Here is a 26574-nt window from a genome sequence, read left to right on the forward strand (position 1 = left end):
CTTAATGCAGCAGGCCCTGATCACGTTTTGAGGAAAAGTCTACTCTGTTTTTGCTTGCTTACTTTTTTTCGGTGTAGGCATTTTTTTAGAGGCAGGCAAAGACAATTGAATGAAATGCTCTCGGTAGTAACGAAGCTCATCAATCGACTCATAAATATCAGCCAATGCCTGATGGCTTGACGTTTTAGTGATGCCGTCTAGCAACTCAGGCTGCCAGCGTCGAGCTAACTCTTTGAGGGTACTGACATCAATGCTGCGATAGTGAAAGAAACGTTCTAAATCAGGCATATAGCGATATAAAAAGCGCCGGTCTTGACCAATAGTGTTACCACACATGGGTGACTGGCCTGGCTCTATATATTGAGAAAGAAATGCAATAGTCTCAGCTTCTGCCTGCTTTTCAGTGATTAAACTTTTGCGAACTTTTGCTGTTAGTCCAGAGCTGCCGTGTTGCTGGACACACCAATCATCCATCAGGCTTAGATGGTCATCAGGTTGATGAACTACAAGTACTGGGCCTTCAGCAATTATATTAAGCTGTCCATCAGTCACCACTGTGGCAATTTCAATGATACGATGCAGGTCTGGGTCCAGCCCTGTCATTTCCATATCGATCCAAATGAGATTATCTGCTTTAGCCATTAACCTACCTTATAACCATTGATCAAGCTGGCAACTAAGTACAGTACAGCTCTCTTCAAGCTTTTCCAACAAGAACGCTTCTTTTCAGTATAAAACGCACTGGGCTTAAATATAAATGCCTATAAAGTTGAACTATACTCCACGGTTCATGATAATGCTCAACTATCAGCTAAAGCAAACGCCTATGGAGAGAAAGCCGTCCACCTATGGCTAAACGTCACCTTAACCGCCGCCAGTCATGGCGCATTAAAAAAATTCAAGATGAGCGCGCCAAGCGTGCAAACCAGCAACAGGACAAGTTCCAGCAAGACTTAGCATCAGGTGAGCTTGGTCCAGAGCAGCAGGGCTTGATTATTGCCCACTATGGCACCCAGCTGGCAATTGAACCTCTCAACCAACCCGGTAATGAATTTCGCTGTCATCTTCGTGCAAACTTACCCGCCTTAGTTACTGGTGACTTTGTTGTGTGGCGAGCAGGTGCAGATAACACAGGTGTTGTCGTTGCTGGCTTAGACAGAAATAACTTACTATCCCGCCCAGACAGTAGACAGCAACTCAAGCCTGTTGCCGCAAATATCGACTATATCGTTATTGTCATTGCACCAATACCTGAGCCTCACGCCAACTTGATAGACCGTTACCTGGTAGCGGCAGAAATAGAAGGTATTGAGCCTGTATTACTCTTCAACAAAACTGACCTGCTTAATGACAGCAACCAAGAGGCATTTTCACAGTTGCTGTCGACATATCAGCAGTTAGGCTATCGTGTGTTACAAGCCTCAACCCATCGGGCACATGGTCTTGATAACTTACAGAGCCTACTTGATCAGCACACCAGCGTATTTGTCGGACAGTCAGGGGTTGGCAAATCATCTTTAGTCAACGCCTTATTGCCAAATGTTGATACGCGTGTTGGTGCACTTTCAAAATTATCAGGTAAAGGTACTCACACTACGACATCAGCAAAATTATTCCACTTCCCAACAGGGGGAAAGCTTATTGACTCTCCGGGCATTAGAGAGTTTGCACTATGGCCTATGACCAAAATGGAATTAGCTGAAGGCTTTCGAGAGTTAAAACCTTTGATTGGGCACTGCAAATTCAGAGACTGCCAGCATGAGCAGGAGCCTGGCTGTGCCTTTCTGCAAGCCAAAGCGGATGGTTTAATTAGTGCAACACGCTTTACCAGCTTTGAACATATTGCTAATAGCTTTACTGAATCTGGCTAAACAGTTAAGTCTTGCTTAAACCTAAAATGCGTTACTGCTTGAGTGACTCAGCATCTGGCTGGTTCACTCTCGCCCGCTGACGAGCATCATCCAAATTTGCCTTGCCACGTTGTTCAAAAAGTGGCTGTTGTGGGCTTGGTGTGGCATGAGTCATCCGCTCAACTTTCTCTTCAGTCTGCTTACTCATAATCAAAATATCAATCCGACGATTAACTGGGTTGTAAGGGTTTTCAGGGTCAAATAGATTTGAGTCGCCCAAACCTACTATCTGGGCAACCTGACTCTCTGGAATACCGCCATAAACCAATGTCCTTCGTGCACTGTTGGCCCGCGCCGCCGATAGTTCCCAGTTACCAAAGTCTTCCTTTTTACTGTAAGGCGTTGCATCTGTATGACCTGAAATACTGATCTTATTGGGCACGGACTTTATGAGTGGCGACAATTCCAAAAGCACATCCTCAAAATAATACTTTAGCTGTGCTCGTCCACTATCAAACATTGAGCTTTTATCATCATCTACTACCTGAATGCGTAACCCATCAGGAGTGATATCCATGATAAGGTTGTCCTTAAAGCGTCTTAACACTTCATTATCTTCAACCCGTGCCTGTAACTCCTGAAGGAGTGACTCTAAACGTTTTTTCTCAATATCTTCCGCTAATGTTGTAATCTGTTCTGCAGATAAGCGACTTCTCTGGTCTTGGTCTTGCAGGGGTGACCCTATTCCCTGATCAACCACCATGGTTGGTGTACCTCCAAGATCAACTACATAAGGACTGGCTCGCTCACTCCAAGCGACGGGATCCTGAAAGTAACCTGCAATCTCAATTTTTTGTTGCTCTGTTGTGTTTTCCAGCAACCACAACACCAGAAAAAAAGCCATCATTGCAGTGGCAAAGTCAGCAAATGCAATTTTCCAGGAACCACCATGATGGGCGTGACGACTTTTACGAACTCGCTTAACGATAATTGACTCTTCACGCTTCATAGGCCTACCTCCCTTTAAAATTAATTAGCGGGAGCGAACATGCTGTTCCAGTTCCATAAAACTGGGCCGGCTGTGTGCATAAAGAGCCTTTCGACCAAACTCAATTGCCAATGCTGGCGGCATACCTCCTAGAGACGCGACCAGGCAGGCTTTAACGCACTCGTAAGCGTTTATTTCCTCCTGGCTCATATGCTCAAGGGCATGAGCCATGGGTCCCACAAACCCATAAGCCAACAAAATTCCCAGAAACGTACCGACTAATGCTGCAGCAACATGCATCCCCAAGACTTCAGGTGGCCCCCCCAGCCCTTTCATGGTGATCACAATACCCATAACTGCAGCAACAATACCAAACCCTGGCAACGCATCTGCCACCTTATTTACAGAGACCCCAGGCCGACCCAGCTCTTCAGCACGGGTTTCAATTTCCATATCAAAGAGGCTTTCAAGCTCATGGGGTGCCATATTGCCTGAAGACATTAAGCGCAAATAATCTGCTATAAATTCAGTTAAATGAGCTTCTCTTAAAATAGCGGGATAGCGTGTAAAAATGGTACTTCCAGCTGGATCATCCAAATCACTCTCAATAGCCATCATGCCATCCCGCCGGCTTTTATTAAGCAGCTCAAACAGCAATCCCAATAGATCCATAAAGTAAGCTTGATTAAAACGGCTACCAAATAGCAAACTCGGCAGAGAGCGAAGCACTGCAGCAAAGACAGAGGGTGGGTTAGCGATAAAGAAAGAGCCAATGGATGCCCCGGCAATAATTAGCAGCTCATAAGGCTGCCATAGCGCCATGAGCTCACCATGGGACAGTACATAGCCCCCCAAAACACTGCTCACGACAATAATAAAGCCTAGTAATTTAAACATTGTAAGCTGCCTGCCTGGTTGGCGAGAGCTTTCCTTGCCTTAACTTCATTAAGCAGAAGTCCAACCTGTAAACATATGTCGATATCCTATGGCTATACTTGCAGATAAGAGAACACCTGTCGGCGCAAAATGGATCACTTGTTCTCTTTTCTAGTAAAGGTCATCAACTGATATTCGACAAATTTCTTATGGATAGTGCTTCTTCCGCAAAAGGGATTCAACATTGGCAAGGCCTATTAACAAAAGAGCCTTTCCCCGTTGACACTAAGATCAAAGCCAGCTTACTTGAATTCATTCAGCAACCCAGCATTGCTTTAAATGATATTGCTCAGCATATGCGCCGTTGTCCTATTGTTTGTTGGCATGTATTTTCACGAGTAAACAGAGAGATAAAAAAAGGCACCGATCCAGTACGCCATCTTGAGCAGGCTTTGAGCTTACTAGGTATTAAGAAGCTTGCAGAGCTTATTAACCGAATACCCTCACTAACACTCAACCCTCAGCTCGCTGCCCACCGCTTTTACTGTCGCATGATTACCTGCAGTATGCATGCGGCCTTTCAAGCGAGTTACTGGCATCAACTTCGCGTTCAACAGCGACAGACAGATGAAGTCTATTGGCTTGCACTTTTTTTTCATTCCGCTTACTGGGGGTTATGGCTCTGGGCACCAGAAGAAATGCTTATGATTGAGCGAAGGGTTAGACTTCAGCACCAACAGCGCCAAAAAACAGAGCGTGATGTACTGGGATGCACAGTGGACACCTTGCAACTTATACTCTGCAATGAGTGGAAGCTGCCCATGCTGCCCATGTCCCAACTGTCTCCTTTGCTAGCAGCACCACCCGACCTTTGGGCCAAACTGGCTTGTATCAAACAGTTACCACCCGAACAACAACAACGTGCTGACACTTTCCGGCAAAAGCTTGAAAACTCACCATCTCTTCGAATAGCTTTTGCCAGTCCTGCACTTCCTGTCTTGCTATGTAATCAGCTTGCTTGGGAAACCAGCTTTTCCTGGGAAAGCCGGCACGTTCATCGTGTTCTAAAGCTTCTTGCTTTTTATACCAACAGGCCAGTACCTCAAACACATCATGATGCTTTACAACAGGCCTTCACTGCCTCCTGCTTCACGCTTCCAGCAATGAGACCTGCGCCATTAGCCACCGTTTTTTTTAAACAGGCTGATTATCATACCGTATTAGCTGATGATCCAAGCGCACCGGCGAGTACTGGCTCAATAAAGACAAAAAGTGCAGCTCAAAAGCCCGCAGTTCCAGTAGAGAGAGCTTCATCTCAACAAAAAGAACAAGCGCTTTCTAACAAGAAGCCCCAAATCGCCGATGACGAATTTAGCTTATGGACGGGCAAAACAACGCAAGCCAAAGACCAGCAGCAAGCTAAGGCCAAGACCACGAGTGCTCCTGGACAAGCGCCTAAAAAGCAGGAAAGCACCCCAAGCACATTGAGCAAAAGCCCCCCTTTAAGAGCTCAGCAACCCTCCGCAACCACTCAGCCGACAACAGAAATCAGTCAGCCAAGTGCCTCTACCAACACCCAAAAGCCTGAACCAGCCGCTAAGCCACCACAAATTAAACGTAAAATTGATCTCGATAGCGTGAAAGTCAGCTTAGGGCGCTTTTCTCGTTATCCTGAACTCTATAAAAGTCTTGCTCAATTATTAGAGGAAACAGCGAATATATTGCATGCCGCACTTGGTTTTGAGCGCGTGGTCATAGCCTTACCCAATAAACAACGAGATATGCTGGTCTCTCATATATCAATGAGTAACAGCATTCCTCTTAAGTTTAAGCTTGAGCTTCCAGCTGAGTCGCCAATGAGCCAGTTACTAAATAAAGAATTGGTGTTATTGGTCAATGCGAAGGAAGCCAACAATATATGGTTTAAACTCCCAAGCCAGCTGAAACAACATGTTAATACTCAAATGTTTTTATTAGCTACCTTGCATGCCAACAAGCGCCCAATCGCTATGATTTATGCTGACTTGGGTATTTCACAAACTGAACTCACTGCAGCAGACTTAAAGTATTTTAGTACTGTCTGCAAAGGTGCTGGCAGAGTTCTCAAACACTTAACCCGAAGCAAAACGCAAGCTCGCTAGTACATTAAATATTTGTTTCAAGCTCAATTCAAAACACCAAAAGTTGCCAGCGCTGAGGTTGCATGGCATGGTTGCTTTTTAATAATGACTAAAGCCAATACATGTACGTCCTTTGCTAGTATGAGAATGAGTCTCACATGAGTAGCCCACAAAACACTGATCAGCTAACAGATAATAACCCCCTTCGGCACTTACCCTTGCTGCTTGAGCCTGAGGAGCTTGAGCCATTACTTTCAACACCCAACCTATTAATTGTTGACCTATCCACCACTGAAAACTACCTACGTGGTCATATTCCTGGTGCAGTCCACTTACCAGGCGCAGCATTACAGAGTGGTGAAGAGCCTGCAAAAGGAAAGCTACCTGATCCCCAAAAGCTTGAGACAATTCTTGCAAGCATAGGCTATCACCCAGATAAGCACATTGTTGCTTATGACGATGAAGGCGGTGGCTGGGCTGGCCGGTTTATCTGGACATTAGATTGTATAGGCCACTTGCATAGCTCTTACCTTAATGGCGGACGTGTCGCATGGGCTGCTGAGAGAAGAGCACTATCAACTGAGCCATCAGAGCCTGAGCCTACTTCTCCTCAACTGCAACTACAAATTGCCCCTCGAGCAGATAAAGAGTGTGTCTTATTGAGCCTAAAAGAACAGGACACCGTGATATGGGATGCTCGCTCTCCAGCAGAGTTTCACGGAGAACAGCAGTTGGCTCTGCGAAATGGTCACATACCTGGTGCTATTAATTTAGAGTGGACCATGTTAATGGACCCAAACCGACAACTTAGAATTCGAGAAGATTCCAGTAAAATCTTAAACAGCTTGGGTATAACTCGTGACAAACTGGTCATAACGCATTGCCAATCACATCACCGGTCTGGTTTTACCTACTTAGTTGCCAAAGTACTAGGTTATCAACGACTTAAAGCTTATGATGGCTCCTGGTCTGAATGGGGTAATGATCCAAACACCCCCATTGAACAGTAGCTCTACTGTGTGAAATAACCTGATTTTTACTTTATTGACTGCTTTTTGAGAGTGATCGTGTGAATAGTAAACTATTTGTTGCTTTACAGCGTTTGTGCCCACAACACCTGTTATCCCGAGCTGCCTACTGGGTGGCAGAGAGTCCTTCCCAACGTTTTAATCAGGCTTTTATCAAATGGTTTATCAAAAAGTACGACGTTAATATGCCTGAAGCTGAACATCCTGATCCTAAGGATTATGTTCACTTCAATGACTTTTTTACCCGTGCTTTAAAAGAAGGTGCTCGTCCAATTGCTGAAGACCCAGCTCACTTAGTATCACCCGCTGACGGCAAAATCAGCCAAATGGGTGATATTGAGCATGGCCAAGTGTTCCAGGCTAAGGGCCATCACTTTAGCTTATGTGAACTTATTGGTGGCGACTTCGAGCTTGCTCAGCAGTTCAATAATGGGCACTTTGCAACTATTTACCTTTCACCACGGGATTACCACCGTGTTCATATGCCCTTCGCAGGCGAGCTGGAACAAATGATTTATGTTCCAGGGCATTTGTTCTCCGTTAATGACGCAACAACCGAAGCTCTGCCCAACTTATTTTCAAGAAATGAGCGAGTGGTTTGTGTCTTTAAAACTGACTTTGGCCCCATGATTGTTGTCTTAGTGGGTGCCATGATTGTTGCTAGTATTGAAACCGTGTGGGCCGGATTGGTAACCCCTCCTAGGCGCAGACTCCAGAGACGAAGCTACACCCAAGAAGCAAATCAACCCATTAAGCTGGCAAAAGGTGCAGAACTTGGCCGCTTTAAGCTTGGTTCAACAGCCATTGTGCTATTACCAGAGCAAGCTGCCCAGTGGCTACCTGAGCTGAGTGCGGGTTGTCCTGTGACAATGGGTGAAGCGATTGCTACTCGAAGTGAGAGACAGGAAAAACCCGAGTAACTATCAATGAGTAAAGCGTGCTTGAAATGAGTGAAACGTGCTTGGCTTATGATGCTCAATGCTTGACTAGCAACAATGTCCAATAGAGCAGTAGAGTATGATACTTGCCAAGCCAGCACTCAGGTGACTTGGCTCTATCTTTTAAGCTATGGGCAAACTTTTAGCTATGGGCAAAGTCGAACGCGAGCACATCGGCTATTGCGTGTGTCCCCGCCAGTAACATTAATAAGCGGTCTACACCCAGGGCGACACCAGCACAGTCTGGCAATCCAACTCTCAGCGCCGATAATAAATGCTCATCAATAGGGTTAACTTCAAATCCAAACTCTTGCCGCTTGGCTTTATCATGCTTAAAACGTTTTTCTTGCTCGATCGCATCAGCTAACTCGTTATAGCCATTTGCCAGCTCAACACCATCAATAAACAGCTCGAATCGGCTGGCAACCTGCTGCCCTTCCGTGTCCAGTTGAACTCGAGACAACGCAGCCATAGACGCAGGAAAATCATAAACATAAACACCTGCCAGTTTACCTTCAGCAGACCAACCTAATGAAGGCTCTATTAAGTGAGTGAAAAGTAATTCTAATAATGCATTACGCTCTAAGCCAGAGAGTTCTGAGTCAACCTTTTCTTTGACTAGCTTGATAAGCTGCTGAGTTGCTGTTCGGTGTGGGTTAATCCCTAAGTGCTCTTCGAACAACTGCTGATAAGAAACCCGACGCAGCTCCGTAAAGTCACATACATGGCTTAGCAAGCCTGTAACATCATCCATCAACTGGTGGTGATCAAGCCCGACCCTATACCACTCAAGCATCGAAAACTCTGGGTTATGGCGTCCACCTGCTTCCCCATTACGAAAAACTTTACATACTTGATAAATATCGCCAGAGCCAGCAACCAGTAGCCTTTTCATTGCGTATTCAGGGGAGGTATGCAAATAAACTGTCTGCCCCACAGACCGACTTACAGGCTTAAACTTAGTTGAGAAACACTCAATATGTACATCACATACAGCAGCATGAGACATTGCAGGCGTTTCAACTTCTAAAACATTTTGTTGCTGGAAATAGCTGCGAATTTTACTCAATAAATCGGCTCGCAGCTTTAACGTTTCCAGTGAAGCTGTTGGTTGCCAGTCGCTTTCTGGGGTCATGACTTTTCACCCTATTAGCCAAGAAAAGAACGTGATAAAGGCTTACTTTGTAAATATATACCCATATCACAGACCTTTTTACTAAAGCTGCATACGGCAAATTAAAATACAAAAAAAAGCCACATAGCCAGCGGAAATTTATTAATACTAAACGTTTAATTTCACACCAATGAAAGTGGATAAGAGCGGCCAAAATCGTCGCCTTCCACTTTCATTATGGGGTTTGCTATTTATTACTTACCCGACTCACATACTCACCAGTACGCGTATCAATCTTCAGTATTTCACCCTGGTTGATAAACAGAGGGACTTTAACCACAGCACCTGTACTCAACGTGGCTGGCTTGCTGCCGCCTTGAGCCGTATCCCCTTTCAGACCTGGATCTGTTTCCACCACCTCTAACTCGACAAAGTTGGGTGGCGACACAGTGATGGGAGCATTGTTATAAAGCGTTACTTCGTATACATCCTGCTCTTTAAGCCAGTTAATAGTATCACCCACCGCTTTTTGATCAGCAGCATACTGTTCGTAAGAGCCATCTGTGAGCATGAAGTGCCAAAACTCACCGTCGGTATAAAGATACTCCATTTCTTTATCCACTACGTCTGCCGCTTCCAGTGATTCGCCAGACTTAAATGTTCTTTCCCAGACACGACCAGAGTTTAAATTACGGAGTTTAACCCGGTTAAAAGCTTGCCCCTTGCCTGGTTTTACAAATTCATTTTCTAAAATTACACAAGGCTCATTCTCCAATAAGACTTTGAGACCTGAGCGAAATTCATTGGTAGAATAGCTAGCCATATTTCCTCACCAATAGATTATTTGAGCGCCTATGATAACGCGAACAGCAGCCTGTGTGCAGGGTAGTCGCTGGCAACAAACGCTTTCAGAATCAATTACCGATCCACATGAACTGTTCGAACTACTTGGCTTAGATGCTGATTTACTGCCAGCAGCCAACGAGGCAAGTGGTTCATTTCCACTCCGCGTACCCCACCCTTTTTTACAGCGGATGCGCAAGGGCGATATTAACGACCCACTCTTACAACAGGTTTTACCTACTGCAGCTGAGCTTATTTCTACAGCAGGTTATAGTGTAGACCCTTTAGCTGAGCGTCCCAAAAACACTCATAAAGGAATTATCCACAAGTATAAAGGTAGGGTATTACTGGTTGTGGGCAGCACCTGCGCCGTAAACTGTCGATACTGCTTCCGGCGTCACTTTCCCTACGAGGGAAATCGGTTAAATAAACGCCAGTGGCAGGAGGCGCTGGATTATATCACTAAAGACGACACAATTCGTGAAGTTATTTATAGTGGTGGCGACCCTTTAGCCGTAAATGACCAACGGCTTAAATGGCTAACGGAAGAAATAGCCAAAATCCCCCATATTGAACGCTTACGAGTCCATACTCGGCTACCTATTGTCATTCCAGAACGCATTTGTCCAGAATTATTAGATTGGCTAACTTCAACAAGACTTAAGACGCTTGTCGTCGTTCATTGCAATCATCCCAATGAAATAGACGACAAGGTAGGCTTTGCACTGCAACAGCTCCAGCAAGCCGGGTGTATGGTGCTTAATCAAACCGTGTTACTTAAAGGCATTAATGATAACCCTGAAGTACTCATCAGCCTGAGTGAAAAGCTAGTATCGTGGGGAGCATTTCCTTATTACTTGCACGTGCTGGATAAGGTACAAGGTGCTGCTCACTTTGATATAGACCACGCCAAAGCACAGCATATTGTAGGTCAAATGATGAAGTTAGGCAGTGGCTACTTAATACCCAAACTCACTATTGAGCAAGCAGGTGCAGCCAGTAAACTTCTTCTTTCACCTTTACCCTAAGGCAACTAACTCTCAGACTGCAATCAATAAAACTCATGCCTACCCTGTGTACAGCAGTCCTTCCACAGCAACCTGTATAGCAGGTAAAGCATGAGTTCAACAACAGTGCCCTGCATTATATACAACGAATGTCTTACATATCTATGCAGTATACCCACCAAACTCATCAAATGTGGTCTATATAATTAGTAAGAACGTTCGATGATAATCTGTTGACACTGTAGTTTATTAAATGAGCACTCAACACACGCTTGATTTAAAAGTTCCCAAGCAATGCCGAACCAGCCTGACATTTGCAGATAAAACTGCAGATGCAATCGAGTCCTGGCTAACTGATTTGCCAAAAGCCAACCTAGGCGTTATGGCAAAGCAGTTATATTTGGCACTTCAAGAAGTAAACCAGCTGCAAATATCCCATACGTTGCGCTTTGATATTATGGAACTCTTCAGACCACAGTGTTACTACGTCTGTGACCAGCTCGGTAAACACTTTTTAGGGCATTCGATTGTCCTGACTGAGCAACAACGAAAAATCGCCAATTTAGCTCAAACTATTCAGTATCAGCTCACTATTGGCTACAAACACATTGTCAGAGATATGCTACTTGGTGGTAAAAAGCCAGAGGGCAATAAAGAGCTGTTGGTAAAAACTATTCACCGCGCCATGAGTGATACCTCTCATACCTTGCTACGCGCATATCAGCTTTATTGTCCTATCCCCAAAAACCTATGGCATGAATTACACCAGCTGTATCGTTTGGCAGAGTCACTGCAACTGCTTCAGCAAGTCGTTAATGACCCTCAAAATTCATTTATCCATGACTTCTCGATTGAAGCAAACTATAAACGCATGTTGTTGCTTGCTTGTAGCCGACCTAACCAAGTACGCCAAGGGGATTTATTACAGATTTTTAATGCCCTTGAATACTGGACAGATGTTGTCATATTAGGACCTGCCAGAGACAACGTACCCACAACATTCATTATCGACTTAGAAAGTGACGCTGGCCCAACCTATCGGGTCCTCTTTAGTAAAACATTAAAAACACACCACCGAACATTAGAGTCTACAGAGCTAACTGAAACACTGAATTTATTTCTCAAAGACCCTGATGAGTGCGAACTGACAATTCCCAAAGCCATTAGCAAAGAGCTACTTTTACACTTGGCCCATGCCTGGGGACCCCTTCAAAAACGAAGCTTCAAGCGCATTCCCGCCACTGGAAGCCTTGAGCTGTCAGTAGGACTCACTGCAACCCACTATTATTTGTGTGGCAAGCAGGAGTTTCGCCTTTGGCTAGAGGTACAACATGTCGCCGATCATATTCCTGAACATCAAAAAGAGCGTTTCAATAAAAAAGAATATGATGTTTGGTCTCCTGCATTTGATGCTCGCCATAATGAGCAACGATTACTGGCTGAAGATGAGGTCAATATTGCCTATACCCCTGAGGAAGAAAAAAATCACAAACCCATCTTCCCTGTGTTTAGTGCTAACTTACTCAACACAAGCCCTGGCGGTTACTGTGTCAGCTGGCAAGGTCATCTTCCACAGCATTTACAAACAGGTGAACTTCTGGGTATCCATGAAGTTGAGTACAACTCATGGAACTTAGCGATTATTCGCTGGCTGCACCTTGAAGGAGAAAACCAGGTAGAGCTTGGTATCGAGCTACTGACCTGCAATGCCCGTCCTTGTGCAATGTGTCTTATACGCAAAATAGAAGACAGTAGCCAGTATATGCGTGGTTTTTTTGTGCCTGAGATTAAAGCATTAGACCAACCAGCCTCCCTGATTACACCACGCATTCCCTTTCAAGTAGGCCACAAAATAAAGGTCAATCTTGATGGTGTCATCCATAAAGCACAGCTTACCAACTTGCTTCTTTCAACGCCCAGCTTTAATCAATTTGAATTTCACTTAACTGATCCTGGCTCCTCTATTAAGCAACCAGGTACGAATAAACCAAAAACTAAGGACGATGATGACGAATTTGGAGGGATTTGGGATATCCTTTAATAAACTTATTTTTATGTGAACTGCTACTCTATAGGTGTGTGACAAACCGATAATTTAGGTGTGTAATGTGCGCTTCCTTCACACTTTTGAGTTGAACTTGAAAGATAAGTTTAATCTGACACAATCCCACAGTTGTTTGCTCGTTCGTGCAAGACAATTAATTGCCCTGGTTGTAGCTGGAGTGGTTCAACTCCAGAAAATGGATCAAATATGCAACAAGTAGAAGCCAACACTATTCGTCTATTAATTATTGAAGCTTCGCAAAATGAAGCGGAGCAAATTGTAAGTCTTTTTCGTAATGCCGGTAGAGCAACTCGCGCTCATCGTGTCACCTCTGTTGTAGATCTGGAAGAGGTCTTAAATGGCCAATTATGGGATTTATTAATTGCCAGTCATCCAATGGATGAAATAAATGGTGATCAAGCACTGAGCGCAGTAAAAAAACTCAATAAAGACCTACCAGTTATTTTGCTCCAAGAAAGCTACGATTCAGATAAATTCACTGAAGCCTTGCAACAAGGCTATAAAGATATCGTACTTTATGGTGAAGAGCGTCGCCTGGTGCTTGTTTCGCTGAGGGAAGTCGATAACCTGCAAGAACGACGAATGCGTCGGAAAGCTGAAGTTTCTCTTCGTGAAGCCGAAAAACGCTGTCAATTACTCCTAAATAGCTCAGTAGATGCCATTGCTTACGTTCATGATGGTATGCATATTTATGTCAACAAGTCCTATGTCGAACTATTTGGCTATGATGACCCAGAAGAAATGGAAGGCTTACCCATTATTGACTTGTTAGCATCAGAAGATCAGGCTCAATTTAAAAGCTTCCTCAAGAACTATCAACAAGGCGAAAATAATTCTGAAGACCTGGTTTGTCATGGGGTTAAGGCGGATGACTCAAAGTTTAAAGCACGTATGTCTTTCTCCCCCGCAACATATGATGGAGAGCCTTGTACACAGTTGATTATTCGTGTTGACAAAGGCAATGCAGAACTTGAAGAAAAACTAAAAGAAATCAGCACACAAGACTTGGTCACTGGGCTGTATAACCGTCAGTTTTTTACTGAGCAGCTTGAAAAAACCGTAGAGCGAGCAATTGATTGCAAGGGAAATAGCGGCCTATTTTATATTTCTCTCGATAATTTTGATGAGGTGCGTGCTCAAATAGGCTTAGCGGACTCTGATCTGGTATTAGCCGATATTAGCTCGTTACTGAAAGCACATATCACTGCCCCCAATATTATCTCCCGTTATGGCGATAACATTTTCATGGCACTGCTGAATACGGACAACCAAGATTCCCTCTCTTCTTTAGCAAAAGCGATTTGCAAAAATGTTGAGGATCACTTATCTGAAGTATCGGGTCGAACTGTTCAAATAAAAGTTAGTATTGGTATCACCATCGTTAATGAAACGACGAATAAAGTTAAAGAAATTTTAGATTTCGCCCAAAAAGGCACAGAAAAAGCTAAGTCAGAGGGTGAGAATAAATTTGCTTTTTATACGGCTCAAGATGACCTTGCCGAATTAGCCAGCGAAGGTAATGTGCTTGCGATGATTCAGCAAGGGCTGGAGAAAAATGACTTTAAATTACTGTTTCAACCTATCATCAGTTTAAGGGGCGACAGTGAAGAGCACTATGAAGTCCTGCTCCGCTTATACGACAATGACGGTAAAGAGATACCTACTAAAGAAATATTTACGACAGCAGATAAAGCCAAGTTAGCTGCAAAAGTTGATCGGTGGGTGATTTTACAGTCCATCAAATTACTTGCTGTTCATCGCGCTAAAGGCCACAGTACACGACTGTTTATTCATATATCTGGCCCCTCGTTACAAGATAAAACACTGGTGCCTTGGGTAAGTGTTGCACTTAAAGCTGCCCGTTTACCTAGCGATAGCCTAATTTTTCAAATCAGTGAAGAGGACGCCACAACTTACCTTAAACAGGCAAAAGAGCTAACAAAAGCGCTTGGCGAATTACATTGCAAAGTTGCCCTGACGCATTTTGGTTGTGCAATTAACCCTTTTAATAACTTAAAACACCTTACGGTAGATTACGTCAAAACGGATGGTTCATTCACTCAAGACTTAAGTAACCCTGAAACACAGGAAAACCTGAAAACAATGATCAGCTCCCTGCATAGCCAAGGTAAGCTGACAATTGTACCTTTGGTTGAAAATGCCTCAGTCCTGGCAACGCTCTGGCAGGCGGGTGTAAATTATATTCAAGGCTACTACTTACAAGGACCTGTGTCAGAAATGGATTATGACTTTAGTAGTGATGACGAATAACCTAGGGCCTGTTAACACTGTTTGAATATCACTTTATCAATTAATCACTCTTTCGTGATTTTGAGTGAGCTTTAAAAAAGGCACCTGTGTAAACCTCCACACAGGTGCCTTTTTTGTAGATTAATTAACCCCTCAGGGTAAATCCTGGTCTCGATACCCCAACAAATAAAGTAAAGCATCTAAACCTAAGGTTGAAATGGATTGTTTTGCTGCCGTTTTAACCACTGGTTTAGCTCTAAATGCAACACCTAGCCCTGCTACCCCTAACATGGGTAAGTCATTAGCACCATCACCCACAGCAATAACCTGATCCATCACTAAATGCTCTTGGTTAGCTAGCGATTGCAATAAAGCCGCTTTTCTTTGCCCATCAATGATTTCGCCAATAACCTCACCTGTCAGTTTGCCATCAACTATTTCCAGCTCATTGGCAAACACATAGTCAATACCAAGTTTTTGCTGTAGGAAGCGAGCAAAGTAGGTAAATCCCCCAGAAATAATAGCGGTTTTATAACCCAGCTTCTGCAAAGTAGGAATAAGCTTCGCAGTCCCCTCTGTTAACTGCAGCCGTTCAGCCACTTCAGCCAAAACCGACTCATCCAAACCTTTTAGCAGCTTCATTCTTCGGGTAAAGCTTTCTTTAAAGTCCAGCTCACCCCGCATAGCCTGCTCAGTAATGGCTGCTACCTTGGCACCGACTCCAGCCTCTTTAGCCAGCTCATCAATCACCTCTGCTTGAATTAAGGTAGAGTCCATATCAAAGGCTACCAGCCGGCGACTCCTTCGATAAACACTGTCTTTTTGAATAGCAAGATCAACATCTAACTCTTGAGCTACCTGTAGGCAATGGTTCCTAAGCTGTGGCAAATTTTCAGGCAGGCCTCGCAACATCAGCTCAATACAGGAAACCGTAGGAGGAGTATTCACATCAACTGGTGCGGAGAGACGTTCCATCCGCTCAATGGTAAGCCCATGCTCAAGGGCCAGCCGGCTAATTGACATTAAATATTGAGCAGTAACCTGCCTCGCAAGCAGAGTCACAATATAACGAGGATGCTGCTTGTCAATCAGCCAACGCTGATAATCATCCTGGCTCACAGGCTCAATGTGCACATTAATACCGAATCGATGGCCAAAATATACGACATCTTTAAACAGCAGTGCCGCATCAGTGTTATCAGCCAAACTAAGTAATGCTGAACAACTGAAGTGCTCATGAGAAGCTGATTGCTCAATATCCAAAATCTGAGCCTGGTGGCCTGCAAGCACCTGAAAAAAATGATCTGCAATGGTTGGTTGGTATTTTCCCTGCAGATTGAGTACAACAATATCCGCCACCCTATAACCCCTCTTCTGTTAATAACCAGTGAACAGGCAAGCAATATTACGGTCAGTTATATTACGATTTCACTTAAAATACACCATACTTATACACAACACATGTAGCTAATTGTATGTAAAAATGGCGTGATAAAAGCATAGATGAAACGCAATACTGTGTTAAAACAACCCCAAACATGATTTGGAATTTACACTCATGCTTAGTGCCAAGTTTTGGGCTTTAGCCACTTGTAATAATGTAAAATAACCCAACTATGGTTGTCTAAGCTATAAGACAACATCCTTTTCTTTTTAAATATTTCCACCCCTGGTATTACCGTGCTAGAACCTACGAACAACATATTTATTCAATTATTTCGCCGGTTTCGTCACTGGCAGTTGTCCATCAGAAAAAAATTCGCCATTTTATTTACACTCATTTTAGGGGTTTTTGGTGGACTATTTGCCTTTATTGCTCATGAAGAAATTTCTGCAGGAAACACACATTTAGCACATGCATTTGGTAAAACTATTACCCAGCAGCTTGCCGAGAGCGCAGCAAGTCTTATAACGAGTGGTGATCAGCTCAGTTTAAATGTTCTGTTAAGTCAGCTTGTTGCAAACCCCTATATTTACAGTGCAGAAGTATTTAGTATCGATAACCGCTTACTAGCAACAGTGAAAACCAAGTCCAAACTAAATAGCCAGCCTTATCCCAAAATTTTTTCGGCACCAGTGCATTACCAAAATGTTTTAGTTGGTCATATTCGAGTACGGCTCGACCAAGTTATGACTGCCAAACCTGCACGTGAAGCTATGTTTATGGTCATACTGAGTAGTGTGATGCTATTAATTTGCGGACTCATATTGCTAATGCGACAAACACATCAGCTTACTTTTCGTTTAAAACGGCTGGCAATTGCATTACAACGTAAAGATGAACGAGCATTACGCACCTTAAGCCAGACAACCTATCCCGATGAAGTGGGTAGTGTTCAACGGGCACTTAGTGCACTGCTTCCTGCCCCCGAAGGTGACAGTATTCCAGAGCCAACTCAAACAGCCATTGTCGGCATTCACCTCCATAACTTGACTACGCTGCAGCAATATATGCTTGCTGGCGATTTTCAAGATCTACTCAGCCACTTTACTGAGCTTCTACAAGTCATTAGTGATGAATACGAAGGCAAGTTAAGTTTTACCGCTGATGGGCATGCTGTCGTACATTTTTCTGACGCATTAAGTTTTTCTGAACTCGTCAGCCACGGTCTTTCTTTCATCAATGAGCTGGAAAGCAGAAGAAAAGAGGCCGCACTGGATACCCTCAAAATAGGCTGTGGCGTTGCACTTGAGATGGCAGAACAACAAACCCAGGAAAATGTTCACCCGCTACTGGCTCATAACCCACTTGCCGTTGCCCTTCAACTAGCGTCTATTGCTAAAACCAGCCCCTTGATACATAAAGATGATCTTTCGTTTTGCAAGCAACTCTCCTTTGAGGCAAACCCTATCGGTCCAGAAGCTAAAATTTTTAGCCTTTACCCACTTTCACCCGAACCGGTATAACAAAAAAAGCAGCCACTGAGGCTGCTTTTTTTATTTTCAGATGACGTATGAGAAACACTACACTAGTTGCCAGGCTCTATTTCAATTGAATCCACCTTTTGGAAACCTCGAGGCAGTTTGCTTCCTCGACGGCCTCGTTCACCATGGTAGTGGTCAATATCAGCCGGCTTAAGTGTCAACTTCCGCCTTCCCGACCGGAGAGTTAAACTATCACCTGGCGCAAATAACGTCATCGCAACCACAAACTCTTCTCGCTCAGCTACCCTTGGTGCAGGGATATTAATGATTTTATTGCCCTTACCTCGTGCCATCACTGGCAACTCAGCCAAAGGAAATACAAGCATTCGGCCTTCGTTACTGATCACTACCAACCAATCCTGCTCAATATCATTCACTTCAACGGGTGTAAGCACACATCCGCCCTCAGGCAAGGTTAACACTGCTTTACCTGAACGATTTTTGGTCACCAGCTCTTTAGTGGGTACAACAAAACCATAACCTGCATCTGAAGCCATTAAATAGTAACTAGGCTCTTCTTCAGCAGACAAAATACCAATAAAGTTTGCGCCAGAAGGTACATTGAGACGCCCAGTAAGAGGCTCACCTTGCCCCCTTGCAGAAGGCAGGGTATGCGTAGGCAAAGTGTAGGCTCTTCCTGTAGAGTCTAAAAAGACGGCAGGTAAGTTACTTCGCCCTCGCATAGACATTAAGTATTTATCACCCGCCTTATAGTTCAAGGCTGTAGGATCGACTTCATGTCCTTTTGCAGCTCTCACCCAGCCTTTTGCAGACAATACGACAGTTACAGGGTCAGAAGAAAGCATGTCTGTTTCATCCATTGCTTTCGCTTCTGCTCGACTCACAATAGGTGAACGACGATCATCTCCATAGGACTTGGCATCAGCCAGCAGCTCTTTTTTGATCAACGTACGCATCCGCGCAGCTGAGCCTAACGTTTTCTCCAGCTTGTCTCGCTCTTTGGCTAAATCATCCTGCTCGCCACGAATTTTCATTTCTTCCAGCTTAGCGAGGTGCCTTAACTTTAAGTCTAAAATGGCTTCGGCCTGTTCAGATGATAAACCAAAGCGCTCCATTAATACGGCTTTAGGCTGATCTTCTGTGCGAATAATTTCGATAACTTCATCAATATTCAAGAAAGCAATTAACAAGCCTTCTAAAATATGCAACCGTTTCAGTACTTTATCCAAACGATACTGTAAACGACGACGTACTGTATCAGTTCGATACGTCAACCATTCAGACAGAATTTCATTAATAGGTTTAACATGAGGACGGCCATCTAACCCGACCATATTCAAATTGATACGGTAAGATTTTTCCAAGTCAGTGGTTGCAAATAAGTGCGCCATTAAACGCTCAACATCCACCCGATTGGATTTAGGCACAATAAGCAGTCGAGTTGGATTTTCATGATCAGACTCATCACGTAAATCCGACACCATGGGAAGCTTTTTACTTTGAATCTGTGCAGCAATCTGTTCGAGAATCTTAGCACCCGACACCTGATGGGGTAACGCGGTAATCACTATATCGCCATTTTCCTTATGGTAAACGGCTCTCATTTTTAATGAGCCTCGACCTGTCATATAGGTCTTAATTATCTCATTCTGTGGGGTGATAATTTCAGCTTCAGTTGGAAAATCTGGAGCCGGTATAAACTGGCAGACATCTTCCACTGTCGCTTTTGGGTTATCCAGAAGATGGACACAGGCATCCACAACTTCACGTAAGTTATGCGGGGGAATATCCGTCGCCATTCCTACCGCAATACCCGTACTGCCGTTTAGTAACACATTGGGAACCCGGGCAGGCAAACAGGAAGGCTCCGACATTGTGCCATCAAAGTTAGGCACCCAATCAGCAGTTCCCTGACCAAGCTCGCTCAGTAATACCTCAGCATAATTCGCTAGTTTGGCCTCGGTATAGCGCATGGCTGCAAATGACTTGGGGTCATCAGGCGACCCCCAGTTACCTTGACCAGAGACTAAAGGGTAACGATAGGAGAATGGCTGAGCCATTAATACCATGGCTTCATAACAGGCTGAATCACCATGAGGGTGATATTTACCTAGTACATCCCCTACTGTACGCGCGGATTTTTTAAACTTGGCTGTCGCTTTTAACCCAAGCTCACTCATCGCGTAAACAATACGCCGTTGAACAGGCTTCAAGCCATCACTAATGTGCGGGAGTGCTCGATCTAAAATGACATACATCGAGTAATTCAGATAGGCATTCTCTGTGTAGGAATGCAACGACTGACGTTCTACACCATCATCGCCAATCACAATATTTTCCATAGCAACCAACTCACTTAAACTTTGCTAGTGCTTATATACCCTGAGCTATACAAGGTATATCAACTAAAGACGCGGACTAATTAACTTCAGCTTGATTACCCACTAACTCCAACCAAGCTTTACGATCAGCAGCGCGTTTTTTGGCTAGTAACATATCTAATGTTTCGAAGGCTGCTTCCGCATCATCTAATGTCAACTGGACCAGTCGTCGAGTATCGACAGACATTGTCGTTTCCCTTAGCTGTAAGGGGTTCATTTCACCTAACCCCTTAAAACGCTGTACATTGATTTTGCCTTTTTTCTTTTCCGCTTCAATGCGATCCAGAATGCCCTGCTTTTCAGCATCATCCAGTGCATAGTAAACATCTTTACCTACATCAATTCGGTAAAGGGGAGGCATCGCAACATAAACGTGGCCTGCCTCAACCAATGCCCTAAAATGGCGAACAAAGAGTGCACAGAGCAGTGTGGCAATATGCAACCCATCTGAGTCTGCATCCGCCAAAATACAAACCTTGCCGTAACGCAGCCCAGAAATATCTTCTGTCCCAGGATCTACTCCCAGTGCTACCGCAATGTCATGAATTTCCTGAGAAGAAAGCACATCCCCTGAATCCACTTCCCAACTGTTTAGAATCTTACCTCGAAGCGGCATGATGGCTTGAAACTCTCGATCACGGGCTTGTTTAGCTGAGCCCCCTGCCGAATCCCCTTCAACTAAAAACAGCTCGCTATAAGCAGGGTCCTGACTGGAGCAATCCGCTAACTTACCAGGCAATGCGGGACCTGCAGTGACTTTTTTACGAGCTACCTTTTTAGATGCTTTTAATCGCTGCTGGGCATTACTGATACAGAGTTCTGCAAGTTGTTCAGCTTGTGCTGTATGTTGATTCAACCACAAGCTAAATGCATCTTTTACGACACCAGATACAAAGGTTGCACACTCCCGAGATGACAGGCGCTCTTTAGTTTGTCCGGAAAACTGAGGATCAGCGAGCTTTACAGATAAAACATAGCAGCAGCGATCCCAGATATCATCAGGTGCCAACTTTACCCCTCGGGGAAGCAGGTTACGAAACTCACAAAACTCACGCATGGCTTCTAAAAGGCCTGTTCTCAGGCCGTTAACATGAGTTCCGCCTTGCGCAGTTGGTATCAGGTTTACGTAGCTCTCAGCTATTTGCTCTCCCCCTTCGGGTAACCACTGTACAGCCCAATCAGCCGCTTCTGTTTTACCAACCATAGAGCCAACAAAGGGGTCACTCGGTAATGTTTCAGCATTTTTAGTGGTAGCAACAAGGTAATCTTTCAGACCATCTTCGTAGTACCAGCTTACTGTTTCATTGGTTCCGAGATCTTCAAACTCAACATGAAGCCCTGGACACAATACGGCTTTAGCACGCAGCACATGATGCAGCCGAGAAACCGAAAACTTTGCTGAGTCAAAATACTTCGCATCAGGTAAAAAACGAACCGTGGTGCCTGTATCACGCTTTTTACACGTACCCACAGCTTGCAAGTCTTGGGCTTTTTCACCATTCAAAAAACCCATGCGATACGTTTGACCACCACGCTTAATAGTGACTTCCAAATGGCTAGAAAGCGCGTTTACAACAGATACCCCTACACCGTGTAACCCACCTGAAAACTGATAGTTTTTATTTGAAAATTTACCTCCCGCATGAAGGCGAGTAAGTATCAGTTCAACCCCAGAAATACCCTCTTCAGGATGTATATCCACCGGCATTCCGCGTCCATTATCAGAAACTTCCAGCGAGTGGTCAGGGTGTAAGGTCACTTTCACATGGGTTGCATGCCCTGCTAAAGCCTCGTCAACACTGTTATCAATCACCTCCTGAGCGAGGTGGTTTGGACGCGTTGTATCCGTGTACATACCAGGCCGCTTGCGAACTGGATCAAGACCACTTAATACTTCAATGGATTCAGCGTTATATGTACTCATAATTAATCTGTACTAGCCCCTGTTATGATCGACAGGTGGTAACACTCCGAAAAAGTCATAGATCTTTTCCAGGTGTTGCTCAAAATGGTCAAAGTGGTGACTACCACCTGGTTCAATAACCTGTGGTGAGCTTTGAAAATAATTGACTGCTTGACGATAATCTAATACATCATCTGCTGTTTGTACCATCAACAAACAGTCCTCTGGATGACTCAACTGACTAACCTTTAGTGCTTTAAGTTCAGCAATATGCTGCTCTGTAAGGGTAAACCTTTCCTCTGTATATGGGTTAACATTGTCACCCAAATAATTACATAGTAATTCATAAGGCTTAATTGCAGGGTTAATCGCAACGAGTTTTACGCAACCGATATCTGTTTTTTCTGCAATTAAGCGCTCTCGTAGCCAAATACCATAATAACCACCTAATGAACTGCCGATCAAATATACATCAGAAGCTACCGACTTCGTAGCAAGTAATTCCCACAAATATTCTGCAGCTTGTGTCGGATAGCACGGTAGCTGTGGCACTATATACTGATGTTTAAAGCACTGCTGCGCTAAAGACTCCTTCATTAGTTGTGCTTTTTTTGAAGTAGGAGCACTCAAAAAGCCATGAATATAAATAATGAGAGATTCGCTTTGCATATCTTACCTTGAGTTGCTAACACTGCTCTAACAATAACCAACAGTGATTCTTGTTTATCAGCAATGACTAGTATAATGCTAGAGCCAGCTATACATAGCTCAACAGCAGTCTGAACAATACTCAGCTAGCGAATAGATTGAGCTATGGGAGAGTGATGATGGACTAATCGCTCAATGTTGTACATAAATACAACAGTTAGCGCTTTTAGGCGATAATAAAAAGGATTAATTATTTTGAGGATAAACGGCTGCTTATTACTTCACACTCAGTCTTTAGTTAAGAGACAAACTAGTAACCTTTGACACTGTAGTCAATCTCAAAGTCAATATGCGTCACTCTCTCAACAAATGTATCTATCTGCCCATCAGCACCTAGACGGAAAACACGATAACCTGGCGCACTCTCATCTGCCTGAAAAGTTTCGCTACCTGGCGAAAACTGTACACACGTAGATGGAGAAGCGAGTACTCTAATACCGTCATGAACTTGATCGTATTCCTGATGAATATGCCCACAGGCAATAGCACGAACACTGTCATAATTAGCAAGCGTTTCAAACAAAACTTCTGCATTACGCAAACCAATTTGATCAATCCATGCACTATTTACAGGTACAGGGTGGTGATGAAGACAAACAAGTACATTAGGTCGCTCAGCATTTTTGAGGGAAGTATTTAAAAAGTTCAGCTCAGCCTGACTCAATTGACCAAATACCTTACCAGGAACCGTTGAGTTCAGCATAATAATTTGCCAGTTCCCAGTGGTAATCTTTTTATACAGGTTTGTTTTACCAGCAAACAGTTGGGCCATCACTCGAAACTCATCATGATTCCCTGGCAGCCAATATGACGACACGCCCATACCATTTACCAGCCGAGCAAACTCTTTATAAGATCGGAGTGAGCCATCTTGGGATATGTCACCAGTAGCTAATATTAAGTCTACGTTATCAATATCCAGTTGAATTTTTTTAATGACTTCTTTGAGACTATCTTGGGTATTCATACCCAATAAACGACCATCAGCCGTTTGAAAAAGGTGAGAGTCCGTAATCTGAATTATGGTAACTGTGTTATTAGAATTGTCGGCAGACAACGTCTGACTCCTGCAATCGAGTGAAAAGCTGACCAACGATTTTAACTCAATAAAAACTCACTTATTGGTGAGCGTCTTACCTACCCTACAATTTACCTACTATAGCAATCTTGTTTCCATCCCCAACTTAAGATCGCACATAATCAAACACAGTTCACATAAAAACTGTTTCACTGTGAGGGTATGCTAACCATATCAAGATCATACCCATGCTCCAAACAGTTTACCAAGCACTCCGACAATAGCCGATTATGCTGAGCCTTTTCATCAGGATAAAACATCTGTGGGTTTGGGTAAGGGTATTTTGCTGCTGTATTGCGTTGTTTATGAATACTTATTACCTCTGCCATGCTCACATCATGGTAAAGACGCACTTGAAATAGTGGAAGTATTAGCCAAGAGCCAAGCCCTTGCTCATAGCGCATACTTAAAACAGTGGTATATTTACAGCGCTCAACCACAGTAAACGTCACCATAAACTGCTGGCTTCCCATTCTTACAGCAAGATGTGCCTGTTCTTTTTTTTCCAGTCCAGGCAACAGCTTAAGAAAGCGAGCATAGTTTGTTTCACACTGTGTTTGTAGCTCAACGAGGTCAACTTTGTATTCAGCTTTACCCATGTTCTGCTCACTGCTTTGCAATATCTTTCAAGCATAAAACTTGACAAAAAAAACGCTTTATACTTGGTAATTTCCTGATTATAAAGGCTTTTAATAACACTACTTTCTTAGAAAAGCATATCATTGAAGCCCTATTTAGGGAAATAAGCTGCCGAAATAACAACTGTATAAATTTCACCCTTCTACCAACTTTTTATTCCGCTGATTTACAGGAATCCTGACGCCATAAGATTATCCTTGTTCGCTTACAAATCTCCCTAGGGAAAGCAGGTCGTTGTTCATTTCACCGCTCTAAAATTTGTTACTCTTTGTTATTACATATCAATATTTGATAATCTTCTCTTATTAAATATTGTTTAGCGCAATAATTAACTATTTGAGTACAGTTTTTTGTTATAACAGTATACCCGTTCTTGCCAACCAAACTGACGAGAACCCTAAAGGCTCAGGAATCTTTTTACTATGAAAAAGCGACGTTCACCCAAATGGTTTTTGGTGACAGCACTAGTCCTCGTCCCCCTGTCCTCTTTTGCTGATAAGCCTCTTGATCTTATGGAAGTTTATCAATTAGCTCTGGATAATGACGCAGAGTTTGCTGCCGCCAAAGCTGCACTAAAGGCGGGAGAAGAACTGGATGACCAGGGCAGATCTCAACTTTTACCTCAAATCTCAGCCAGTGCCAGCACCCAAAAAACCAAAACTCACCTGCTGGATGCCAACGATTTAGCTTCGACTAACCGCACCACTAGCGGTAACTCGCACGGCTGGTCAGCTCAATTGCAACAGCCACTGTTTGACTTAAGTAAGTGGTTTAACTACACACGTTCCAAAGTGCTAACAGAACAAGCCCGCCACCAATTTCAGCTTGAACTGCAAAAACTCATCTTGCGTGTGGCAGAAGCATATTTTGACGTGTTAAGAGCACAAGATACCTTGGCTACAGCAAAGGCTAAGGAAGCAGCCTTCAAGCGGCAATATGATCAGGCAGAGCAACGTTTTGAGGTAGGCCTTGTCGCCAAAACTGATGTACTAGAAGCTAAAGCCAGCTATGACACTGCACGGGTCGACCGAATTGTTGCAGAGAACGATGTCGATGTCAGTTTAGAAAAGCTGCGTACCATTACTGGTGAGTACGTCCCCTCTATCGGTAAGCTTGATAAACAAATGCCTGTCAAAACGCCTATCCCCAACCGCCGCAAAGACTGGGTTGACAATGCAATGACACAAAACCTGGATATCAAGGTTGCCCGAGACTCAGTTCGTGCAGCAGAAGAATTATTAAGACAAAATAAATCAGGCCACGCACCTACTGTTAATGCTGTGGCTCAATATGAGCATACCGCAGGAGCTTCAAGTACCAGCTCAATTGATGATTTTTCTGGAAAGTCAGATAGAACTGTTTACAAGCTCCAAGTTGACCTGCCTATTTTTTCAGGTGGCTTAACGAGTTCTCAAGTCAGAGAGTCCACCCATAAGCTGACTCAGGCTCAAAAACAAGAGGAGTTTGCTCAGCGGAATGCCTTTCAGAATACCCGCAATCTCTTCAGCACCATTGTGGCTGACGTGCAAAAGGTTGATGCACGCTGGCAAAGTACCATTTCATCTATGAGTGCCCTTGAGGCCACTGAAAGCGGTTATGAAGTTGGAACTCGGAATATCATTGATGTCTTGCAAGCCCAGCAAGTACTGTATAACTCTCAGCGAGATTATCTCAATGCCCGCTATGACTACATTATCAACTCTTTACGCCTAAGGAGAGCAGCAGGCACGCTTGATGAACGTGATTTAAAAACATTGAACAACTGGGTGACTAAAAAGCAAGATACTGAACTGCTCCCACCACTCAACTATCAATAACAACATTGTAAACTGAACTTTACTGCCTAACCCATAAGCCGAGACGCTGATAATAATGAAGAGTCTCTTGGCTTGTGGGTAGT

Annotated in this window: 20 protein-coding genes; 9 read left to right on the forward strand and 11 right to left on the reverse strand. The window is 43.8% G+C overall.

Features of this window, described 5'->3' with window-relative positions:
• Window positions 1-39: 39 nt before the first annotated feature.
• Window positions 40-642 (reverse strand): oligoribonuclease, encoded by a 603-nt coding sequence (gene orn, locus KHS79_RS10990; RefSeq protein ID WP_084611086.1) that lies wholly within the window; start codon window positions 640-642, stop codon window positions 40-42.
• A 206-nt stretch (window positions 643-848) separates the two neighbouring features.
• Here orn and rsgA point away from each other — a divergent pair, with 206 nt between their 5' ends.
• Window positions 849-1871 (forward strand): small ribosomal subunit biogenesis GTPase RsgA, encoded by a 1023-nt coding sequence (gene rsgA / locus KHS79_RS10995; protein WP_212718870.1) that lies wholly within the window; start codon window positions 849-851, stop codon window positions 1869-1871.
• 31 nt (window positions 1872-1902) lie between these two features.
• On the opposite strand, the gene motB is transcribed toward rsgA, so the two are convergent.
• On the reverse strand, window positions 1903-2859 hold the full coding sequence (motB, locus tag KHS79_RS11000) for a flagellar motor protein MotB (protein ID WP_212718874.1): 957 nt from the start codon (window positions 2857-2859) through the stop codon (window positions 1903-1905).
• 24 nt (window positions 2860-2883) lie between these two features.
• A complete protein-coding gene (gene motA, locus KHS79_RS11005) occupies window positions 2884-3735 on the reverse strand; it encodes a flagellar motor stator protein MotA (protein ID WP_212718877.1) in 852 nt (283 codons plus the stop codon).
• A 188-nt stretch (window positions 3736-3923) separates the two neighbouring features.
• On the opposite strand from motA, the gene KHS79_RS11010 reads away from it, so the two are divergent.
• The 3 genes from KHS79_RS11010 (at window position 3924) to asd (ending at window position 7782) form a co-directional block, all read left to right on the forward strand.
• Window positions 3924-5855 carry an HDOD domain-containing protein gene (locus tag KHS79_RS11010; RefSeq protein WP_212718881.1) on the forward strand — a complete coding sequence of 644 codons (1932 nt, stop codon included), beginning with the start codon at window positions 3924-3926 and terminating at the stop codon, window positions 5853-5855.
• Between the two features lie 137 nt (window positions 5856-5992).
• Window positions 5993-6844 carry a sulfurtransferase gene (locus tag KHS79_RS11015; protein ID WP_212718884.1) on the forward strand — a complete coding sequence of 284 codons (852 nt, stop codon included), beginning with the start codon at window positions 5993-5995 and terminating at the stop codon, window positions 6842-6844.
• A gap of 59 nt (window positions 6845-6903) precedes the next feature.
• Entirely contained in the window at window positions 6904-7782 is an 879-nt protein-coding gene (gene asd, locus KHS79_RS11020) for an archaetidylserine decarboxylase (protein WP_212718887.1), read from the forward strand.
• Between the two features lie 160 nt (window positions 7783-7942).
• Here asd and epmA read toward each other — a convergent pair whose 3' ends face one another.
• Together epmA and efp are read right to left on the reverse strand one after the other, a co-directional pair.
• A complete protein-coding gene (epmA, locus tag KHS79_RS11025) occupies window positions 7943-8935 on the reverse strand; it encodes an elongation factor P--(R)-beta-lysine ligase (RefSeq protein ID WP_212718890.1) in 993 nt (330 codons plus the stop codon).
• 226 nt (window positions 8936-9161) lie between these two features.
• Window positions 9162-9737: an elongation factor P gene (efp, locus tag KHS79_RS11030; RefSeq protein ID WP_027706884.1), complete on the reverse strand. Its 576-nt coding sequence runs from the start codon at window positions 9735-9737 to the stop codon at window positions 9162-9164.
• 31 nt (window positions 9738-9768) lie between these two features.
• Between efp and epmB the strand changes: the two genes are divergently transcribed.
• The 3 genes from epmB (at window position 9769) to KHS79_RS11045 (ending at window position 15100) form a co-directional block, all read left to right on the forward strand.
• Window positions 9769-10785 (forward strand): EF-P beta-lysylation protein EpmB, encoded by a 1017-nt coding sequence (gene epmB / locus KHS79_RS11035; RefSeq protein ID WP_212718892.1) that lies wholly within the window; start codon window positions 9769-9771, stop codon window positions 10783-10785.
• A gap of 232 nt (window positions 10786-11017) precedes the next feature.
• A complete protein-coding gene (locus KHS79_RS11040) occupies window positions 11018-12805 on the forward strand; it encodes a hypothetical protein (protein ID WP_212718894.1) in 1788 nt (595 codons plus the stop codon).
• A 210-nt stretch (window positions 12806-13015) separates the two neighbouring features.
• Window positions 13016-15100, forward strand: a complete 2085-nt coding sequence (locus tag KHS79_RS11045; protein ID WP_212718895.1) for an EAL domain-containing response regulator — start codon at window positions 13016-13018, stop codon at window positions 15098-15100.
• 132 nt (window positions 15101-15232) lie between these two features.
• Here the strand turns inward: KHS79_RS11045 and serB are convergent, their stop codons facing one another.
• Window positions 15233-16438, reverse strand: a complete 1206-nt coding sequence (gene serB / locus KHS79_RS11050; RefSeq protein WP_212718897.1) for a phosphoserine phosphatase SerB — start codon at window positions 16436-16438, stop codon at window positions 15233-15235.
• Between the two features lie 321 nt (window positions 16439-16759).
• On the opposite strand from serB, the gene KHS79_RS11055 reads away from it, so the two are divergent.
• On the forward strand, window positions 16760-17986 hold the full coding sequence (locus KHS79_RS11055; RefSeq protein WP_212718899.1) for a hypothetical protein: 1227 nt from the start codon (window positions 16760-16762) through the stop codon (window positions 17984-17986).
• Between the two features lie 62 nt (window positions 17987-18048).
• Here the strand turns inward: KHS79_RS11055 and parC are convergent, their stop codons facing one another.
• The 5 genes from parC to KHS79_RS11080 all read right to left on the reverse strand — a co-directional run bounded on the left by parC (window position 18049) and on the right by KHS79_RS11080 (window position 24634).
• Complete coding sequence (gene parC, locus KHS79_RS11060) at window positions 18049-20307, reverse strand: DNA topoisomerase IV subunit A (RefSeq protein ID WP_212718901.1); 2259 nt, start codon at window positions 20305-20307, stop codon at window positions 18049-18051.
• Window positions 20308-20383: 76 nt separating this feature from the next.
• On the reverse strand, window positions 20384-22270 hold the full coding sequence (parE, locus tag KHS79_RS11065) for a DNA topoisomerase IV subunit B (protein ID WP_206196675.1): 1887 nt from the start codon (window positions 22268-22270) through the stop codon (window positions 20384-20386).
• Window positions 22271-22282: 12 nt separating this feature from the next.
• On the reverse strand, window positions 22283-22918 hold the full coding sequence (locus KHS79_RS11070) for a YqiA/YcfP family alpha/beta fold hydrolase (protein WP_212718904.1): 636 nt from the start codon (window positions 22916-22918) through the stop codon (window positions 22283-22285).
• Between the two features lie 289 nt (window positions 22919-23207).
• Window positions 23208-24014 carry a 3',5'-cyclic-AMP phosphodiesterase gene (cpdA, locus tag KHS79_RS11075; RefSeq protein ID WP_212718907.1) on the reverse strand — a complete coding sequence of 269 codons (807 nt, stop codon included), beginning with the start codon at window positions 24012-24014 and terminating at the stop codon, window positions 23208-23210.
• Between the two features lie 170 nt (window positions 24015-24184).
• A complete protein-coding gene (locus tag KHS79_RS11080; protein WP_094785984.1) occupies window positions 24185-24634 on the reverse strand; it encodes a DUF1249 domain-containing protein in 450 nt (149 codons plus the stop codon).
• Window positions 24635-25096: 462 nt separating this feature from the next.
• On the opposite strand from KHS79_RS11080, the gene KHS79_RS11085 reads away from it, so the two are divergent.
• A complete protein-coding gene (locus KHS79_RS11085; protein WP_051310796.1) occupies window positions 25097-26491 on the forward strand; it encodes a TolC family outer membrane protein in 1395 nt (464 codons plus the stop codon).
• Window positions 26492-26574 lie beyond the last annotated feature (83 nt).

The organism is Zooshikella ganghwensis (genome assembly GCF_018263875.1).
Taxonomy (GTDB): Bacteria; Pseudomonadota; Gammaproteobacteria; order Pseudomonadales; family Zooshikellaceae; genus Zooshikella; species Zooshikella ganghwensis.

Coding starts and splice junctions, on each gene's coding strand:
- KHS79_RS11015 (WP_212718884.1), top strand. CDS start 5,993: ATGAGTAGCCCACAAAACACTGATCAGCTAACAGATAATAACCCCCTT.
- epmB (WP_212718892.1), top strand. CDS start 9,769: ATGATAACGCGAACAGCAGCCTGTGTGCAGGGTAGTCGCTGGCAACAA.
- KHS79_RS11040 (WP_212718894.1), top strand. CDS start 11,018: ATGAGCACTCAACACACGCTTGATTTAAAAGTTCCCAAGCAATGCCGA.
- epmA (WP_212718890.1), bottom strand. CDS start 8,935: ATGACCCCAGAAAGCGACTGGCAACCAACAGCTTCACTGGAAACGTTA.
- parE (WP_206196675.1), bottom strand. CDS start 22,270: ATGAGTACATATAACGCTGAATCCATTGAAGTATTAAGTGGTCTTGAT.
- KHS79_RS11010 (WP_212718881.1), top strand. CDS start 3,924: ATGGATAGTGCTTCTTCCGCAAAAGGGATTCAACATTGGCAAGGCCTA.
- parC (WP_212718901.1), bottom strand. CDS start 20,307: ATGGAAAATATTGTGATTGGCGATGATGGTGTAGAACGTCAGTCGTTG.
- rsgA (WP_212718870.1), top strand. CDS start 849: ATGGCTAAACGTCACCTTAACCGCCGCCAGTCATGGCGCATTAAAAAA.
- efp (WP_027706884.1), bottom strand. CDS start 9,737: ATGGCTAGCTATTCTACCAATGAATTTCGCTCAGGTCTCAAAGTCTTA.
- motA (WP_212718877.1), bottom strand. CDS start 3,735: ATGTTTAAATTACTAGGCTTTATTATTGTCGTGAGCAGTGTTTTGGGG.
- KHS79_RS11080 (WP_094785984.1), bottom strand. CDS start 24,634: ATGGGTAAAGCTGAATACAAAGTTGACCTCGTTGAGCTACAAACACAG.
- KHS79_RS11070 (WP_212718904.1), bottom strand. CDS start 22,918: ATGCAAAGCGAATCTCTCATTATTTATATTCATGGCTTTTTGAGTGCT.
- orn (WP_084611086.1), bottom strand. CDS start 642: ATGGCTAAAGCAGATAATCTCATTTGGATCGATATGGAAATGACAGGG.
- KHS79_RS11045 (WP_212718895.1), top strand. CDS start 13,016: ATGCAACAAGTAGAAGCCAACACTATTCGTCTATTAATTATTGAAGCT.
- motB (WP_212718874.1), bottom strand. CDS start 2,859: ATGAAGCGTGAAGAGTCAATTATCGTTAAGCGAGTTCGTAAAAGTCGT.
- KHS79_RS11085 (WP_051310796.1), top strand. CDS start 25,097: ATGAAAAAGCGACGTTCACCCAAATGGTTTTTGGTGACAGCACTAGTC.